This window comes from Geomonas subterranea (genome assembly GCF_019063845.1).
Taxonomy (GTDB): domain Bacteria; phylum Desulfobacterota; class Desulfuromonadia; order Geobacterales; family Geobacteraceae; genus Geomonas; species Geomonas subterranea.
In genome coordinates this window covers 2170077-2187715 of sequence record NZ_CP077683.1, presented here as the reverse complement: position 1 = coordinate 2187715, position 17639 = coordinate 2170077, and the positions used below count along the sequence as shown (strand labels likewise).

The following is a 17639-nucleotide window of genomic DNA, read 5'->3' as shown; positions in this document are numbered from 1 at the left end:
CACCGTGCCCCCGTACCCCCACCCGCGAGGGGTAGGGGACTTTTCCGGCACTGCACAATGTGGCAACAACCATCTCTTTTGCCGGGAAAATCCTGTTTCTTGACTTCGGTCAATGAGTATCCCGCGCCCAGGCCATAGGTTCAGCGATTGTCACATCATTCGAGGCCGCTGCTGGTGGCCAGATAGTGGGGAACAGTTATGGAGCATTCCCAACAGCCGGCCCCTCTCAGTGCACCTCAGAGTCTAACCTGTTACAAGTGGGGACTCGCAGCCGGCTGGACAGTGGTCATAGCGCTCCTGCTGGTAATCAACTACCACCATGAGCGGTCACAGGCCGTCGAGACCGCGCGCACCCAGGCCAGAAGCCAATACCAGCGGGATCTCACCTACAGGCACTGGAACGCCGCTTACGGTGCCGTCTATGTCCCGGTCTCCCCGCAGATCCCGCCGAACCCCTACCTGGCCGAGGTCCCGGAGCGTGACCTGTTCACCACCTGCGGCAAGCATCTCACCCTCGTTAATCCCGCCTACATGAGCCGGCTCGTTTTCGATCTCGCCGCCCGGTCCTACGGCGACAAGGGACACATCACGAGTTTAAAGCCCTTGCGCCCGGAGAACCGTCCCGATCCGTGGGAGACCCGCGCCCTGATCGCCTTTTCCCGTGGATCCCTCGAAGAAAGCTCAGTGGTCGACATGGCGGACGGCAGGTTTCTCAGGCTGATGAAACCGCTGAAGACGGAAGCCGAGTGCCTCAGGTGCCACGGCAAGCAGGGGTACCGCGTCGGAGAGGTGCGCGGGGGACTGAGCGTCGCCGTGCCCATGACGCCCCTCATGGCCATCGCCATGCAGAACTGCCTGGTGAATGCCGCCAGCTTCGTACTGCTCTGGGCGCTCGGAGTGATGGGGATAGCGATCGGGGCGAGGAGCCTGACCCGCACCATCCACGAACGGGACCAGGCTGAGCGGAGGCTGATCGAACTCAACCGCGACCTGTCCCTGCGGGGCAGGGAACTGGAAACCGTCAACCGCGAACTCGATGCCTTTTGCTCGACCGTGTCACACGACCTGCGCACGCCGCTGACCGCCGTGTCCGGCTACTGCCAATTGCTGAGGTACATCCCGGCACAGCACCGTAGCGACGCGGACCAGTACATCGACGCCATCCTGGCCTCGGTCGAGAAAATGGACGAACTGATCACGGCCCTGCTCAAATTCGCGCGGGCCACCGCGAACGAACTGGTCCTGGCGGAGGTGGATCTCACCGCGCTCGCCGACGACATCGCAGCCGGCCTGATGGCCCGGGAGCCGCTTCGGCCGGCTGTGTTCACCATCGCCAAAGGGATGAGCGCGCGTGCCGACGCCGTGTTGTTGCGGGTGGTGATGCAGAACCTGATGGGGAACGCCTGGAAGTACAGCGGTCATTGCGCGGAGACGCGGATAGAAGTGGGCGTTCAATGCCGGGATGGGCGGGATTTCTTTTTCGTCAGGGACAACGGCATCGGTTTCGACAGCGGCCACGCCGAACGCATTTTCGAGGCGTTCCAGCGGCTTCCCAACGCCCAGCAGTTCGAGGGGGCCGGCATCGGGCTGGCCACGGTGAATAGGATCGTTCAGCGTCATGGCGGCCGGATCGGCTGCGAGGGAGAAGTGGGCAAAGGTGCGACCATATATTTCACCCTGCAATAGGGCTGTCGGGGACCCGGCGGACAAGGACGCGCCAGTTCATCCCGAAGGTTCACTCCCGCCACGGAGCCGGGACCACTCGCGGACCTACTCGCTCATGCTCGCGCTGGTTTGGACGCTGGTGTTTGTTCCCCCCGTCGCGAACGTCGTGAACCTGCGTCGGGAGGCCAATGCATTGATCCGGCGGGCGGACCAGGCCATGTATGCGGCCAAGTGCTCCGGTAGAAACCGGGTGGAGATCCGCTGACAGTTTCCGCAATTTTGACCTGAGTCATGGCCCGCTGCGGGGGAGGGGCTATCATCGCCGTTACCAAACGGTAACAGGAGGCGGGTCATGGCAGCTGCGGCAACGGATACGGAAGGGGTCTTCAGGGCCATCCTGACCAGCATGGGCGAAGGGATCATCTTCGCCGACCACACCAACAAGATCGTCTGCGTCAACGCGGCGGCCGAGCAGATCCGGGGCATCGACGCCGCCAACTACCTGGGGCGTGACCTCCTGGCCATCCACTCGCCGCCTGCCCGGCCGCGCATCGGCGCCATCCTCGAAAGTCTCAGGAGCGGCACCCTCGCCTTCCACACGCGTCCCCTCGAGGTCAAGGGGCGCATCTTCGAAAACAGCTACTATCCCATCAAGGACGACGGCGACCGCTTCGTCGGAACCCTCATGGTGAGCCGCGACATCACCGAGCGGGAGCATCTCAAGGAAGAGAACCTCGTGCTGCGCGACCAGCTCTTGAGCGAGTACTCCTTCGGCGGCATGATCGGCCGCAGTCCCGCGATGCAGCCCGTCTTCCAGATGATCCGCTCGACCGCCCCTCTCGATTCGACCATCCTGATAACCGGAGAAAGCGGCACAGGAAAGGAACTGGTCGCGCGCGAGCTGCACGGCAAGAGCCGGCGCAGCGGCTCCCCCCTCATCAAGGTCAACTGCGCCGCACTCCCCGAAAACCTGCTGGAATCGGAGCTCTTCGGCTTCGAGAAGGGGGCGTTCACCGGCGCCCTGAAGGAACGCAAGGGGAAGTTCGAACAGGCTCACCGCGGGACCCTTTTCCTGGACGAGATCGGCGAACTCCCGCTTTCGGCCCAGGCCAAGCTGCTGCGCGTCCTGCAGGAAAAGACCGTGGAGCGTATCGGGGGAAGCCGGGAGATCCAGGTCGATGTGCGCATCGTGGCGGCCACCAACCGCGACCTGCGTGACGACGTCGCCGCCGGGCACTTCCGGGAGGATCTGTTCTACCGCCTGAACGTGATCCCGATCGAGCTCCCCCCCCTGCGGGAGCGCCTCGAGGACATCCTGCCACTCGCCACCATCTTCCTGTCCCGCTTCGCCTCCGAGATGGGGCGCCCGGAGCTCAATATTTCCCGTGAGGCGAAGGAGGCGCTTCTGACGCACCGCTACCCAGGCAACGTCAGGGAGCTCAAGAACGCCATGGAGCGCGCCACCGCGCTGTGCGGCGGAGACACCCTCACCATCGACGACCTTCCCCCCGAGTTCGGCAGCCATCCGGGTGACGCGCGGGGGGGAGAACCGGCGCGCCGTCCGGTGCACGGCTCCACCCTTTCCACCAAGCTGGACAACCGTGAAGCGGAACTGATAGAGCAGGCACTGGCGGTTTCCGGCAATCGCCGCGCCGAGGCCGCGCGCCTTCTTGGCATCTCGCGCAAGACCCTCTGGAAGAAGATGAAGCGTTACCGGTAGGTAACGTCGCGTTACCCAAAGGCCACCCTTTCTCCTTCGGCGTGATCATCAAAAGCACGAACTTCTCATGATTTGCGGCTGACCGCCATCGTGGCACGCTCCCTGCTCAAGGTAATGTCATCGTTACCCGTGCCGGCGGCTGCCGCGCGAGGCGGGAAATCATACTGGAGGAGAATGTGATGAAGATGCTGCGAGGATGTGTCGCCATGGCGGTGGCGGGGTTGGCGCTGGTGGGTTCCGGATGTTCCCCGAAGAAGATCGAGCTGAGCGAGGTGCGCCCGGCCATTCCGGACGGTACCGTGGATCCGGCCGAGTGGGGCAAGCTCTACCCCAAGCAGTACCAGCTCTGGAAGCAGACCTCCGAGCCGACGCCCGCCGGAAAGAGCAGGTACAAGAAAGGGTGGGACGTCGGTGAGGAAAACCCGGACAAGATCGACGAGTACCCCTTCCTCGCGCTCCTCTACAACGGCTGGGCCTTCGGGACCGAGTACAAGGAGCCGCGCGGCCACTTCTACATGGTGCAGGACCAGCTCGAGGTCGATCCCGGTCGCTACAAGGCCGGCGGTTCCTGCCTCACCTGCAAGACCCCGTACGCTTCCACACTGCAAAAGCAGCTCGGCAAGGATTACTTCGCCAAGCCCTACCAGGAAATCCGCGGCAAGATCCCCAAGGGGGACCAGACCCTCGGGGTCGCCTGCATCGACTGTCACGACAACCGCGACATGTCTCTTAAGATCTCGCGCGGCTTCACCCTGGGCAAGGGGCTGGAGAAACTCGGTGTTGATCAGTCCAAGCTGACCCGGCAGGATCTGAGGACCCTCGCCTGCGCCCAGTGCCACGTCACCTACAGCATCCCCAAGGATGCCGACATGAAGTCCACCGACGTCTTCTTCCCCTGGGACGGCAGCACGTGGGGCGGCATCACCGTCGAGAACATCATCAAGAAGCTTCGCAGCAACAAGCCGAGCGGTGAGTGGACCCAGAGCGTCACCGGCTTCAAGCTCGCCTTCATCCGTCACCCCGAGTTCGAGTTCTTCTCCAACAACAGCGTGCACTGGCAGGCCGGGGTCACCTGCGCCGATTGCCACATGCCGGCCGCCGAGGTTGGGGGGCAGAAGGTTTCGGACCACCGCATCATGAGCCCGCTCAAGAACGACCTGAAGGCGTGCAAGCAGTGCCACGACGAGTCCCCCGAGCAGATGCGCGAAAAGGTCTATGCCATCCAGGACCGCGTCATGTCGCAGTTCATCCGCTCCGGTTACGCCACCGCGACCGATGCAAAGCTCTTCGAGATGGCCCACAAGGCACGTGCGTTCGGGAAACAGCTCGACCAGGGGCTCTACGCCCAGGCGAAGGACCACTACGAGGAGGCCTTCTATCGCGTGGTCTTCATCGGGGCCGAGAACTCCATCGGCTTCCACAATCCGGGTGAAGCGCAGCGGGTCCTGACCGATGCCCTGTCCCATGCGGCGGCGGCGGAGCGGCTGTTGCGCGAGTTGCTGGCGAAGGCCGGGGTGGACGTCCCCGCGAAGGTCGACCTGGAGCTACCCAAGTACCTGAACAACCGCGGCGTGAAGAAACTGATGTTCAAGCCCGAACAGGAGATAAAGGACCCGTTCGCGGGTAAATAACCAGGGCTCCCTTCAGCTTCTTTTCAGTAAGACTGCCTGCAGGAACCCCCTCTCCCTCTGGGAGAGGGTGGCCGAAGGCCGGGTGAGGGCGCTGGCACCGCCAATGGAGTTCCCAGACGCGTCTCCCTCACCCCGGCCCTCTCCCAAAGGGAGAGGGGGAAGGTCGCTGGCATCGCCGACGGCCTTTACTGATACCTGATACTTGATGCCTGATGCGTCTCCTCTCACGCCCTCTCCCTCTGGGAGAGGGTGGCCGAAGGCCGGGTGAGGGCGCTGGCACCACCAATGGAGTTCCCAGACGCGTCTCCCTCACCCCGGCCCTCTCCCAAAGGGAGAGGGGGAATGTCGCTGGCACCGCCGACGGCCTTTACTGATACCTGATACTTGATGCCTGATGCGCCTCCTCTCACGCCCTCTCCCTCTGGGAGAGGGTGGCCGAAGGCCGGGTGAGGGCGCTGGCACCGCCAATGGAGTTTCCAGAAGCGTCTCCCTCACCCCGGCCCTCTCCCAACCCAAAAGAAAAGGGGGGAGGACCGCTGCCGCTCTCTTGAATTTAATGACAGGAGGAACATTTTGAAACGACGCCTTTCCGTGCTCATGCGGAGAAATGTCGCCATCCGCAAGAGGCTGGCCCGGGTGCACCGCAGATGCCGGGCTCCCATGCGCGGCACGCGACCCCCGATGAAACTGCAGTACGCGGCCTGGAGCTTTCTAAGCGCCATTGCCGGTCTCCTTGCCATCACCGAGGTGACCACCCTGCTCGGCCACCCCCTGCTGATTGGCTCCCTCGGTGCCTCCGCCGTACTCCTGTTCGGGGCCACGGAATCCCCACTGGCGCAGCCGCGCAACCTGGTCGGCGGCCATCTCCTCTCGGCCATGGTGGCGGTGGTCGTGGTGGCGCTGTTCGGCTCGACGCCGCTTTCCATGGCGTTTGCCGTTGCGACCTCCATATTCCTCATGAATGTGACGCACACGACGCATCCCCCCGGCGGCGCGACCGCCCTCATCGGCGTGCAGGGGGCGGCGGGCCCCGCCTTCGTGCTGCTGCCGGTTCTGACCGGAACGCTCATCCTGCTCACGGTCGCTTGCTTCACCAACAACGTCGTTTATCACCGCTCCTATCCTCGCCAATGGCTGTGATCAGCAAAACGCTTCAAATTAATCGCCTTTTGTGATAGTAGGGAAGACCTCCGGGCTTTCATGGCAAGCCTGCAGATGCATCTGGTATTAAGGGAGGACTTTCGCGTGATAGCTAAGATCGTGGTTCGTTATGCAGACGGCAAGGTTGTCAAGGGCACCACCGGGGACCTCGCCGCCAACAAGATGCTCTTTCACCTCACAGAGGCGGAAACGGGGAAACAGTACGAGGTGAGCGTCGATTCGTTGAAGGCTATCTTCTTCGTCAAGAGCTTCCAGGGGGATCCGCAGTACCAGGAGCGGCTGGACGTGGAGAGGGTGGGGCTGGGAAAGAAGATCAAGGTCTCCTTCAAGGACGGCGAGACCCTGGTCGGTTACACCCAGGGCTTTTCACCCGCCCGTGCCACCTTCATCGTTTTCCCCTGCGACCCCGACAGCAACAACGAGAAGGTTTTCGTGGTGACCGCCGCGGCGGCGAAGGTGGAATTCATATAGAAACGATGAGTAGCGAAGCCAATTGTCCATTCTGCCGGCTCGATCCCGTCGAGGCGATGCTGGAAAACGAGCTTGCCTTCGCCTTCCCGGACGGATTTCCCGTGACCCTCGGGCACACCCTCGTGGTTCCCAAGCGGCACGTCGCTTCCTTCTTCGAGGTCAGCCCCGAGGAGCGGGCGGCGATCTTTGACCTAGTGGGAAGGGTTCGGCAGTTGCTCCTGGAAAAGCACGCACCCGACGCCTTCAACATCGGTATCAACGACGGCGTGGCTGCGGGGCAGACCGTCCCGCACCTGCACATCCACCTGATTCCCCGCTACGCGGGCGACACCGATGACCCCCGTGGCGGGGTACGCTGGATCATGCCCGTCAAGGCTCCCTACTGGAAAAGGGACGAGCGCTAGCCCGTCCCGCTAAGCTGCCGGTAGAATTCCTCCGGATCGCTGGTCGGCCGGCGGCAGCTCCTGTTTTCACACAGGTACGCCACCGCCCGGTCGCCTTCCGCCCGTTTCCCCTCCAACAGCGGGATCAGCCTCTCCGCCCGCCGCAGCTCCTCTCCCTCGCATGCCACCACCAGCACCCGGTTCGGGAGGAAGACCCGCCGGAACCCCGCCAGGAAGGGGGCGGCCGCTTCCGGTCTGCCGGCCGGTGCCACGATGACCACTTCTTTCGGGGTCCGCTGCCGGTAATCGACGGCAAGAAGCATCTCGGAGAGGGCGGCCGGCGACGTGGCGAGCTGTGTGGCGAATGCCCCCAGGGCACGCTCCGCCTGCTGCAGCAGCGCGCCGTCGCCGGTCAACGTGTTCAGTCGCAGCAGGTTCAGCACCATCACCGAGTTACCCGAGGGGATGACCCCGTCATAGGCGGGCTTTTCCCGCGAGATCAACTGCTCGTGATGCGCCCCGGTCATGAAGAACCCGCCCAGGTCCCGATCCTCGAACTGCTCCACGGCGGCCGTGCACAGCTCGAGGGAACGCTCCAGCCACCGCGGCTCGCGGCCCGCCTCGAAGAGGTCGATGAGCCCCGCGATCAGGAAGGCGTAATCATCCAGGAATCCTTCACCCTTGGCCATCCCCTCCTGGTAGCTGTGGCACAGCCTCCCGTTTTTCATCATGGTCCCTAGCAGGAACTCCGCCGCCCGGGTCGCAGCCCGGACCAGGTCCGGGTTGTCCAGGATGAGACCCGCGCGCGCGAAGGCGGAGATGGCGAGGCCGTTCCATGATGCAAGGATCTTCTCGTCCCTCAGGGGGAGCGGTTTTTTGCCCCGGGCGCGGTACAGGAGCTCGCGGCAGTCCGCCAGCGTGAGCTCGAGTTCCCGCTCCGGGAGCTTCAACTCAGTCGCCAGTTCGGCCAGACTCCGGTCGCGGCGCAGGATGCTGCGCCCCTCGAAGTTTCCCCCTCGTGTCACGCAGTAGCACGCAGCGAACAGCTCCCCCCGTTCCCGGCCCAGCGCCTCCGTCAGCTCCTCCGGCGTCCAGGTGAAGAAGACACCTTCCTCGCGGTGACCTTCGGGAGTCAGGCTGTCCGCGTCGGTCGCGCTGTAGAATGCGCCTTCCGGCGCCTGCATGTCGCGCTGCAGATACTGAAGGATTTCGCGCGCGACCCTCGCGAACTCCATCCGGCCGGTCGCCTGGTATCCCTCCAGGTAGCTCACCGTGAGCAGGGCGTTGTCGTAGAGCATCTTCTCGAAGTGAGGTACCTGCCAGGCCGTGTCGGTCGCGTAGCGGTGGAAACCTCCGCCGGCCTGGTCGTAAATCCCGCCGGCGGCCATGCGTTCCAGGGTGAGCTCGGCCATGGAGAGCATCTGCCGGTCGCCGCCGCGCAGGTACTGGCGCAGCAACAGCTTAAGCGGCAGGGAACTGGGGAACTTGGGCGCGCCGACGAGGCCACCGCTTCTGTCGTCGAACCGGTCCCGGTACAGCCTCACCGCCTGGTCCAGCGAGACCTCCTGCCAGGAATCGTTTCCCTTGGTGGGCGCCAGCATGGTGCGGATCGCCTCGGTGAGCTGCACCCCCGCCCGGCTGACGCGGTCCGGCGCGGCGATATAGCTCTCCCTGATGCGCATGAGCAGGGTAAGAAAACCGAGGCCGCCGGGGTAGTCCTCGGGAGGGAAGTAGGTGCCGCCGTAAAAGGGCTTCCGGTCCGCGGTCACGAACACGTTCAAGGGCCATCCCCCCTGCAGCCCCATGGCATGCACCGCCGTCATGTAGACCGTGTCCACGTCGGGCCGTTCCTCGCGGTCGACCTTAATGGCTATGAAGTGGCTGTTCAGGAACTGGGCGATGGTTTCATCCTCGAAGGATTGCTCCTCCATGACATGGCACCAATGGCAGGTCGCGTAGCCTATGCTCACCAGGACCGGCCGGTCCAGCTGTCGTGCCAGCTCGAAGGGTTCCTCCCCCCAGGGAAACCAGTTCACCGGATTGTGTGCGTGCTGCAACAGGTACGGGCTCGTCTCCAGGAAGAGCCGGTTGGTGTACCTGGCCCATCCCTCCGGGAGCAGGTGCCGCGTGCGCGGACGATAGGAATAGCCGCGGCGCTGGCGGAGCTTTTCGAACTGTTCGAGCGGAGGGGCGGGCACCCCATCGGTTCCCGGGAGCTGCTGATAGTGATCGGCGAGGTTGGACATGATCTCATCTCCGTCTTCGATGGTCGGCGCGTGTGCCGTGCGTTGCAATAAACGGGGGGCTGGCGCGCTTTACGGGGGCGAAAGGTTTAACTTTACCATGTTTCCCCCCGGCGGCGACGCACCTCACGGCGCCCTTTATCGAGGAAGCTCTCACGGCCGAGGCGGTCGGCAGACAGAACGTCGGGGTGATGATCGGCTGGAACTTCGCCATTCACCAGGTGGGCGCCGCACTGGCCGTGACCTTCGCCGGAACCGTGCGGGCCTTCCTCGGTGACTACATGATCGCTTTCCTGCTCGGGTATGATCTGCCTCTTGGCGGTGGGTGTTGTGCGGATGATAAACAGGAAGAGGCTGCCCGGACTGGCGCCCGAGGCAGCCTGACGGATCAGCCGATGCGGGACTGTCTGCCGCAGTCCTGCATGGCGAAGAATAGCTGCGAATGGCGGTTGGGAAAGCGGTGGGGGAGCTCGCCCCGCTGGTGGCTCCGCCGCGGCGGACTCCATGCCGCGGGAGCGGCGCTGAGACCGCCTCCCTTGAGGTATTCTGCCGTGATCAGCTTGAACTCCCTGCGGGCGACCGCCAGCGCGGTCTCGAAGAAGCGGCACAGGGAAGGCTCCTTGAAGCACCGGCAGAAGGTGGCGTACAGGTCGATGTTCGAACGCTTGTCGAGCAGCGCCTGGTGCAGGTCGCTGAACGGGGCCGCCGCGTTTTCCCCCGTCTGCACGGGGCGGGCCAGGGGCGCCACCGGATGGGCATCCGCCGCATCCCGCTGCGAGAGCTGCCGCAGCAGGGCGTCGATGCGCCGCGACTGCACCTGCGCCAGCCGTTCGAAGAAGTTCCTGTGCGCCACCCCCTCAGCCGTTGCGCCCTTTCGATACAGCAGTTCGCTGTTCCTCTCCATGCTCACCGTAAGCCTGATCGCCTCCGCCAGTAGCTCTCTCATAGCTCGCTCTCCCGTTGCGGCGCTGTCCGCCGCCGGCAAACCTGCTCCTTTCCGAAGGGTGTGAATTTTTTAACATTTGCAATGCTAGCTTCGCTGGCAACCCGAGTCAATCGTTCCTATTAAAGCGAGAGACGCACGATCCACATGAGACAGCCAAAGTACGCAAGCGGTGTGGCATTTTGAACGGCACCTGTGCTATGGTGTCGCCTTGTATTGCGATTTTTGAACTACCAAGGGAAATGTAGATGACGATTAGATGGTACCCCGGCCACATGAGCAAGGCGCTCGAACAGATCTCGGAACTGGTCCGCAAGATCGACCTGATCATCGAGGTGCTCGATGCGCGCCTCCCGTACTCAAGCTCCAACCACCTGCTGGAGCAGGTGCGCCGGAACAAGCCCTGCATCAAGGTGCTGAACAAGAACGACCTCGCCGACCCGGCCGCCACCAGGGCGTGGGTGCAGCATTTTCAGAAGAGCTCGGGCGTGCGCGCCCTGCCGCTTGTCGCGAAGAACATCCCGGAGGTGAAGAGCCTGGTGAAGCTGTGCAAGCAGCTGGTGCCGCAGCGCGGCAACCCAGGCTACCCGATCCGCACCATGGTGGTGGGGATTCCCAACGTCGGGAAGTCGACGCTGATCAACACGCTGGCGGGAAAAAGCATCGCCAAGGTGGGGGACCGCCCGGCGGTGACGATGCGCCCGCAGCAGATCCCGCTCAACAACGGCATCCTCATCTTTGACACCCCCGGACTCTTGTGGCCCGCCATGGACGACCAGGGGGGCGCCTACCGCCTCGCGGCCAGCGGCGCCATCGGCGCCAACGCGCTCGACTACACCAACGTCGGGGTCTTCGCCGCCGCCTACATGATGCGCCGCTACCCCGACCTCCTGAAGGAGCGCTACAAGCTGACCGATCTGCCGGAAACCCCTTACGAGGTGGTCGAGGCGGTCGGGCGTTGCCTGGGCTGCATCATGAGCGGCGGTGTGGTCGACGTGCACCGCGCGGCCGAGACCTTCCTGCGCGAGCTTCGCGCGGGCAAGGCGGGGCGGATCAGCTTCGAGGAACCGGGAACCCCGGAGGATGTCGAGGCGGAGCTGCTCCGTTTCGCGGGCATCGAGGTCGGGGAGCAGCACCAACAGGCACCCACAGTGCCGGAATGAGACCATGGAACAGCGTCCGCTTCGGACCAGCCGTATGCGCGCCGGACTAGGGCAACTCCTCTCCGTACTTCCGAAGGGGAGGGGATGCCTCCTCCTCGTCCTTCTCACCCTCTGTTTTTTGCCGCACCCCCCGCGCTCCTGGCGGCTGGTGATGTCGTTGCCGCGCAAACCCGTACCGTCGTGGTCGGCGGCGACCGGGACTATCCCCCCTACGAATTCATCGATCGCTCCGGCCAGCCCGCCGGCTACAACGTCGACCTGACCCGCGCCATAGCCGAGGTCATGGGGATGAAGGTGGAGTTCCGCCTGGGGAGCTGGGCCGAGATGCGCGACGCGCTCCAGGCCGGGCGCGTCGACGTGCTGCAGGGGATGTCGTACTCTGCGGAACGCTCGGACGAGGTCGATTTCTCCGTTCCGCACGCCGTGGTGAATCACGCCATCTTTGGCCGGAAGGACAACCCGTCGGTTAATTCACTTGAGGAGCTGAAGGGTAAGAGTGTCGCCGTGCACCGGGGCGGCATCATGCACGACTACCTGGTCAGGCACGGGGTAGGGGGGAGGCTCACGCTGACCGACACCCCTGCCGACGCCCTGCGCCTGGTCGCCTCGGGAAAAATAGAGTACGCGGTGGTGGCCATCGTTCCGGGCATGTACATGATCCGCGAACTGAAGCTCACCAATCTGGTGCCGGTGGTGCGCAACGTCGCCACCCACCGTTACTGCTACGCGGTCGACAAAGGGAACGTCGAGCTCCTGTCACGCTTCAACGAGGGGCTCGCCATCCTCAAAAAGACCGGGCAGTACGACGCCATCCACAACAAGTGGCTCGGAGTGGTCGACACCACGCCTATCGACTGGTGGACCATCGTGAAGTACGCCGCGGTGGTCGTCGTGCCGCTCTTTCTCCTTCTGAGTGGCTTCGCCCTCTGGTCGCGCACGCTGCACCGGCAGGTGGCCCTGCGCACGGCGGACCTGACCCGGGAGATCGCGGAGCGGCGCCAGGTCGAGGAGGAGCTGCGGTTGAACCAGCAGCAGCTGGTGCAGGCGGACAAGATGGCGGCGCTCGGCGTGCTTGTTTCCGGCGTTGCGCACGAGATCAACAACCCCACCGGGATCATCCTTTTGGAGGCCCCGATCCTGAAGCGTTTCCACACCGACGCCACCAGGATCCTGGAGCGCTACTACGAGGAAAACGGCGATTTCACCTGCGGCGGGCTTCCCTACTCGAGGATGCGCCAGGAGGTGCCCAAGTCGCTGGCGAAGATCCAGGACGCGGGCAAGCGCATCAAACGGATCGTGGACGATTTGAAGGACTTCGCCCGGCAGGACACCACCAGCGGCAACGACGTCATCGACCTCAACACGGCGGCCCAGGCCGCGGTGAGGCTGGTGGAGCCGACCATCCGCAAGGCCACCCGCAACTTCAGCGTCGGCTTTCGCAAGGGGCTTCCCCGGGTGCGCGGCAACCGGCAGCGTATCGAGCAGGTGCTGGTCAACCTGATCCTGAACGCCTGCCAGGCGCTCCCCGACCAGGAGCGGGGCATCGAGCTGGTAACCTGGCACGATGCCTTCCGCGACACCGTGGTGGTGAGGCTGCGCGACGAGGGGACCGGCATCGCGCCGGAGCACCTCTCCCGCCTGACCGACCCCTTCTTCACCACCAAGCAGGATCAGGGGGGGACCGGACTCGGGCTCTCGGTCTCGGCGGGGATCGTGAAGGAGCATGGCGGCACCCTGGAGTTTCAGTCCGACGGCAGCGGCACCACGGTCACCCTGACCCTGCCCGTCTATCACAAGGAGGTTGACGCGTGACCGAGACCCTCTACCCCGATTTCGGCGTCCTGCTGGTCGATGACGAGCCCGACTGGCTCGGTTCCCTGACCCTCACCCTGGAGACCGCCGGAGGGATCAACAACATCACCACCTGCAGCGACAGCCGCCAGGTGCTCTCCATACTGGAGGAAAAGCGCATCGGGCTGGTCATACTCGATCTCACCATGCCGTACCTCTCCGGTGAGGAGGTGCTGGCCCAGATCGCGGAACGCTACCCCGACACCGCGGTCGTCATCCTGAGCGGCCTGAACCAGCTGGAGACGGCGGTGCGCTGCATGCGCCTGGGCGCCTTCGACTACTGCGTCAAGACCGACGAGGAGGAACGCATCGTCGGGAGCGTTTTGCGGGCGATCCGGATGGTGGAGATGAGAAGCGAGTTCCAGGAGGTGTCGAGCCGCCTGATCTCGCGCGAGCTGTCGCACCCGGAAGCCTTCTCCGCCATCGTAACCGGCGACCGCTCCATGCTCGACGTCTTCGCCTACATCGAGGCGGTGGCGAAGAGCCCGCAGCCGCTACTGATCACCGGGGAGAGCGGCGTCGGAAAGGAACTGATCGCCCAGGCCGTGCACCGGCTGAGCGGCTGCCGCGGCAAGCTGGTCACGGTCAACGTGGCGGGGCTCGACGACACCGTCTTCGCCGACACCCTTTTCGGTCACGTGCGCGGCGCCTTCACCGGCGCGGACCAGGCCAGGCGCGGGATGGTGGAGGAGGCGAGCGACGGGACCCTGTTTCTGGACGAGATCGGGGACCTGAGCATCCCGTCGCAGGTGAAGTTGCTGCGGCTTTTGCAGGAGCGCGAGTATTTCCCGCTGGGATGCGACCTCCCCAAGCGTCTCAAGGCGCGCATCATCGTGGCGACGCACCAGAGCCTTTCCGCCAAAGAGGGTGAGGGGAAGTTCCGCCGCGACCTGTACTACCGGCTGCGGACGCACCGGGTGCAGGTGCCGGCGCTCAGGGAGCGGCGTGGCGACATCCCGCTCCTGTTGGATCACTTTCTGGCCGAGGCCGCCGAGGCGCTGGGGAAGAAGAAGCCGACACCCCCCAAGGGGCTGGCGCAGTTTCTATCCACCTACAGCTTCCCGGGGAACGTGAGGGAACTGAAGGCGATGGTCTATGACGCCGTCAGCGTGCACCGCGACCGGATGCTTTCCATGGAGAGCTTCGTGAAGGCGGTGGAGTCAGCGCAGGCCGAGGCGGGACCATCGACGGCCGCTCCCCCGAAACAGAACCCCTTCAGCGGCTTCGACGAACTCCCCACCTTCAGCGACGCCGCCGCTTTCCTGGTCCAGGAGGCGCTTGCCCGCGCCAACGGCAACCAGACCCTCGCCGCGAGACTGCTCGGCATCTCCCAGCCCGCCCTCAGCAAGCGGCTGAAGATGATGCACTCCTAAAAGCTTCCCCCTAAAAGCCCCCCCTCCCGACCTCCCCCCTCCGGGGGGAGGAGGTGGATCCTTCGGCCGACGCGGCGCTGTACTTTCCGGGGCCGGATCGCCTGCTCCAGCCTCTTCATGACTTCCAGACGTACCCTCTCATGAACAGCGATAACCTGCGGTTATAATGATAACTCAACGTTATATCCTTCCTTAACCTTTCGAAATCACGTGTATTTTTCAATTGCCGATCATCGCGCCATAGCCCCAGGTTATGCCCTTTTATGCGGCGCTTCTTCCCTTTTTGGCTGTTTTTAATTGTAAATTCGACCACTTGAGAAAAATCCGGATCTTGGCATCAAGCCTGCTCTAGCACGGTTAGATAATGACGCGAGGCACGGCCTCGCCACAGCTAACCAAAAGCAACATAGGAGGTTGTCATGGCAGCGATGTTCTGGATCCAATTCATACTCGTACTCGGTGCGGTGCTGATAGGCATCCGCAAAGGCGGCGTAGCCCTCGGGCTCATCGGCGGCCTAGGCGTCTCGGTGCTGGTGCTCGGTTTCCGCAGCGCCCCCTCCGAGCCCCCCATCGCCGTAATGCTGATCATCCTTGCGGTGGTCACGGCTTCGGCGACGCTGCAGGTGGCCGGAGGTCTCGACTACCTGGTGCAGCTGACAGAAAAGCTGCTGCGCGCCCATCCTAAGTACGTCACCATCCTCGCGCCTCTTTGCACCTTCTTCCTGACGGTCTGCTGCGGCACCGGGCATGCCGTCTACGCACTGCTGCCGGTCATCTCGGACGTCGCCATCAAGACCAAGATCCGCCCCGAGCGCCCCATGGCGATCTCAAGCGTCGCCTCGCAGATGGGGATCACCGCGAGCCCCGTGGCAGCGGCAGTCACCTTCTTCCTAGGCTTCGCCGCCAAGGCCGGGCACCCCGTGACGCTGATCGACATCCTCGCTGTCACCATGCCCGCCGGCATCATCGGCGTGCTCGCCGCCGCGGCCTGGAGCTTCAACCGCGGCCTCGATCTCGACAAGGACCAGGAATTCCAGGCCCGCCTGCAGGATCCCGAATTCCGCAAGGCGCTCGATGCCGACGTGACCACCCTCGACAAGAAAATCTCCACCGTCGCCAAGGTCTCCGTGGCGCTCTTCTTCGCCGGTGTCGGCACCATCATCCTGATGGCGAGCTGTCCGTGGCTCCTCCCCCTGGCAGCCGACAAGAAACCGATTCCGATGACCACCGTGGTTCAGTTCATCATGCTTGCCTACGGCGCCTTCATCCTCTTCGCCGCCAAGGTCAAGGCGAAGGACATCGCCCATTCGAGCGTCTTCATCGCCGGCATGATCGCGGTCGTCTCCATCTTCGGCATCGCATGGATGAGCGATACCTTCATCAGCGCGAACAAAAAATACCTGATCGACAACATCGGCATCATGGTCAAGATGGCCCCCTGGACCTTCGCCATCGCCACCTTCTGCATCTCCGCCTTCGTGAAGAGCCAGGCGGCGACTCTCGCCATCACCCTCCCGCTGGGGCTGGCCCTGGGGCTCCCCATCCCGCTGCTCCTCGGGCTGCTGCCGGCAAGCTACGCGTACTTCTTCTTCGCCTTCTACCCGAGCGACCTGGCGGCCATCAACATGGACCGCACCGGCACCACCAGGATCGGGAAGTATCTCCTGAACCACAGCTTCATGATCCCGGGATTGATCGGCGTGGGCGTCTCCACCGTGGTCGCCTACACCATCTCGCAGGTCCTTCTTTAACCGGGATGAAGGGGATGAAAGGGATAACGGCAGGATAAGAAAAAAACGAGGGGAAACGGAAAAGGGTCCCGGCGCAAATGCCGGGACCCTTTTTTTATACCGACGTCGCGCAAACTCCCTCTCCCACCGGAGAGGGGCGGGGTGAGGGCATCGCTACGAAGTGAGATTGCAGCAGCACACGGCTCCCTCACCCGGCCTTCGGGCAACCTCTCCCAGCGGGAGAGGGAAGGGGGGACAGGTGAGTGGGTTAAGCCAGCTCGAAGTTGTTCTGGTAGGCGGCGAGCGTGTTGATCATCAGCGCGGCCACGGTCATGCGACCGACGCCGCCGGGAACCGGGGTGATCCACTCGCACTTGGGTGCGACTGCGTCGAAGGCGACGTCGCCGACCAGCTTGCCGTTCTCGAGGCGGTTGATGCCGACGTCGATCAGGGTGACACCATCCTTCACCATGTCGGGCGTCACGAAACCGGGGATGCCGACGGCGACTATGACGATGTCGGCACGGCGGGTTTCATCGAGCAGCAGTTCGCGCGGGGTCTCGATGTGGGTCAGCGTCACCGTGGCGTTGCCGATGTCGAAGTCGTTGGAGAGCATGATGGAGATGGGCTTGCCGACGATGTTGGAGCGCCCGATGACCACGCAGTGCCTGCCGGCTACCGGCACCTGGTAGAACTGGAGCAGCTTGCAGATGCCGTAGGCGGTCGCGGGGCGGAACGCCTTCTGCCCCAAGGCCATGCGCCCGAAGTTGGTGGGGTGGAACCCGTCGATGTCCTTCTCCGGGGAGATCGCGTTGATGACGCGCTGGGCGTTGATCTGCTTGGGGAGCGGGAGCTGCACGATGACGCCGTCGGTGGAGTTGTCTTCGTTGATCCCGGCGATCAGGGCCAGGAGCTCCTTTTCGGTGACGGACTCGGGGAGGCGGATCAGGTTGCTGTCGAAGCCCGAGAGCGAGCAGGTGGTGATCTTCGATTTGACGTAGGACTCGCTGGGGGCGTGGTTTCCCACCAGGATCACCGTCATGTGCGGTTTCCTGAGCCCCGCGTCGACGTGGCGCGCGACCTGCTTCGCGATCCCCGCGATCAGGCTGTCTGCGCATTTCTTGCCATCTAAAAGATTCATGCGGATTCCTCTGTCTGGAGTTTGCCTCGGCACGGAGGAGGGGGACGGATGCCGATCAACGAGTAGTAACACAAAAAAAGTCACGGCTCAACAGCTAGTTAGCGAGAACCGGTATACGTTAAGGCGGCTTCAGCGGGTGAGATGGATCATCGGATCAAGGCCTT

13 protein-coding genes are annotated in these 17639 nt (G+C 63.8%); 10 read left to right on the top strand and 3 right to left on the bottom strand.

All coding sequences use genetic code 11. The features are described 5' to 3' along the window. Positions 1-282 precede the first annotated feature (282 nt). The 6 genes from KP001_RS09470 to KP001_RS09445 all read left to right on the top strand — a co-directional run bounded on the left by KP001_RS09470 (position 283) and on the right by KP001_RS09445 (position 7052). Positions 283-1686 (top strand): ATP-binding protein, encoded by a 1404-nt coding sequence (locus KP001_RS09470; RefSeq protein ID WP_239027951.1) that lies wholly within the window; start codon positions 283-285, stop codon positions 1684-1686. Between the two features lie 331 nt (positions 1687-2017). Then, positions 2018-3385, top strand: a complete 1368-nt coding sequence (locus KP001_RS09465; RefSeq protein WP_217289270.1) for a sigma-54 interaction domain-containing protein — start codon at positions 2018-2020, stop codon at positions 3383-3385. Between the two features lie 179 nt (positions 3386-3564). Then, positions 3565-5016, top strand: a complete 1452-nt coding sequence (locus KP001_RS09460) for an ammonia-forming cytochrome c nitrite reductase subunit c552 (RefSeq protein ID WP_217289269.1) — start codon at positions 3565-3567, stop codon at positions 5014-5016. Between the two features lie 573 nt (positions 5017-5589). After that, the gene (locus tag KP001_RS09455) at positions 5590-6156 is read left to right on the top strand and encodes an HPP family protein (RefSeq protein WP_217289268.1); all 567 of its coding nucleotides are present in this window, start codon (positions 5590-5592) and stop codon (positions 6154-6156) included. 105 nt (positions 6157-6261) lie between these two features. Then, positions 6262-6648, top strand: coding sequence for a DUF6982 domain-containing protein (locus KP001_RS09450; RefSeq protein WP_217289267.1), 387 nt, complete (start codon positions 6262-6264; stop codon positions 6646-6648). Positions 6649-6653: 5 nt separating this feature from the next. Next, a complete protein-coding gene (locus KP001_RS09445) occupies positions 6654-7052 on the top strand; it encodes an HIT family protein (RefSeq protein WP_217289266.1) in 399 nt (132 codons plus the stop codon). Here KP001_RS09445 and KP001_RS09440 read toward each other — a convergent pair. Together KP001_RS09440 and KP001_RS09435 are read right to left on the bottom strand one after the other, a co-directional pair. Next, positions 7049-9277: a thioredoxin domain-containing protein gene (locus KP001_RS09440; RefSeq protein ID WP_217289265.1), complete on the bottom strand. Its 2229-nt coding sequence runs from the start codon at positions 9275-9277 to the stop codon at positions 7049-7051. The two genes, KP001_RS09445 and KP001_RS09440, sit on opposite strands and share 4 nt — an antisense overlap. 385 nt (positions 9278-9662) lie before the next feature. Then, positions 9663-10220 carry a ferritin gene (locus KP001_RS09435; RefSeq protein WP_217289264.1) on the bottom strand — a complete coding sequence of 186 codons (558 nt, stop codon included), beginning with the start codon at positions 10218-10220 and terminating at the stop codon, positions 9663-9665. Between the two features lie 245 nt (positions 10221-10465). Between KP001_RS09435 and ylqF the strand changes: the two genes are divergently transcribed. The 4 genes from ylqF (at position 10466) to KP001_RS09415 (ending at position 16355) form a co-directional block, all read left to right on the top strand. Further along, on the top strand, positions 10466-11380 hold the full coding sequence (ylqF, locus tag KP001_RS09430; protein ID WP_217289263.1) for a ribosome biogenesis GTPase YlqF: 915 nt from the start codon (positions 10466-10468) through the stop codon (positions 11378-11380). Positions 11381-11464: 84 nt separating this feature from the next. After that, complete coding sequence (locus KP001_RS09425; protein WP_239027950.1) at positions 11465-13192, top strand: transporter substrate-binding domain-containing protein; 1728 nt, start codon at positions 11465-11467, stop codon at positions 13190-13192. After that, positions 13189-14604: a sigma-54-dependent transcriptional regulator gene (locus KP001_RS09420; RefSeq protein ID WP_217289262.1), complete on the top strand. Its 1416-nt coding sequence runs from the start codon at positions 13189-13191 to the stop codon at positions 14602-14604. Before KP001_RS09425 ends, KP001_RS09420 begins: the two co-directional genes overlap by 4 nt. 419 nt (positions 14605-15023) lie before the next feature. Further along, on the top strand, positions 15024-16355 hold the full coding sequence (locus KP001_RS09415) for an anaerobic C4-dicarboxylate transporter (RefSeq protein ID WP_217289261.1): 1332 nt from the start codon (positions 15024-15026) through the stop codon (positions 16353-16355). Positions 16356-16602: 247 nt separating this feature from the next. Here the strand turns inward: KP001_RS09415 and KP001_RS09410 are convergent, their stop codons facing one another. Further along, positions 16603-17475, bottom strand: coding sequence for a bifunctional 5,10-methylenetetrahydrofolate dehydrogenase/5,10-methenyltetrahydrofolate cyclohydrolase (locus KP001_RS09410; protein WP_217289260.1), 873 nt, complete (start codon positions 17473-17475; stop codon positions 16603-16605). Between the last annotated feature and the right edge of the window lie 164 nt (positions 17476-17639).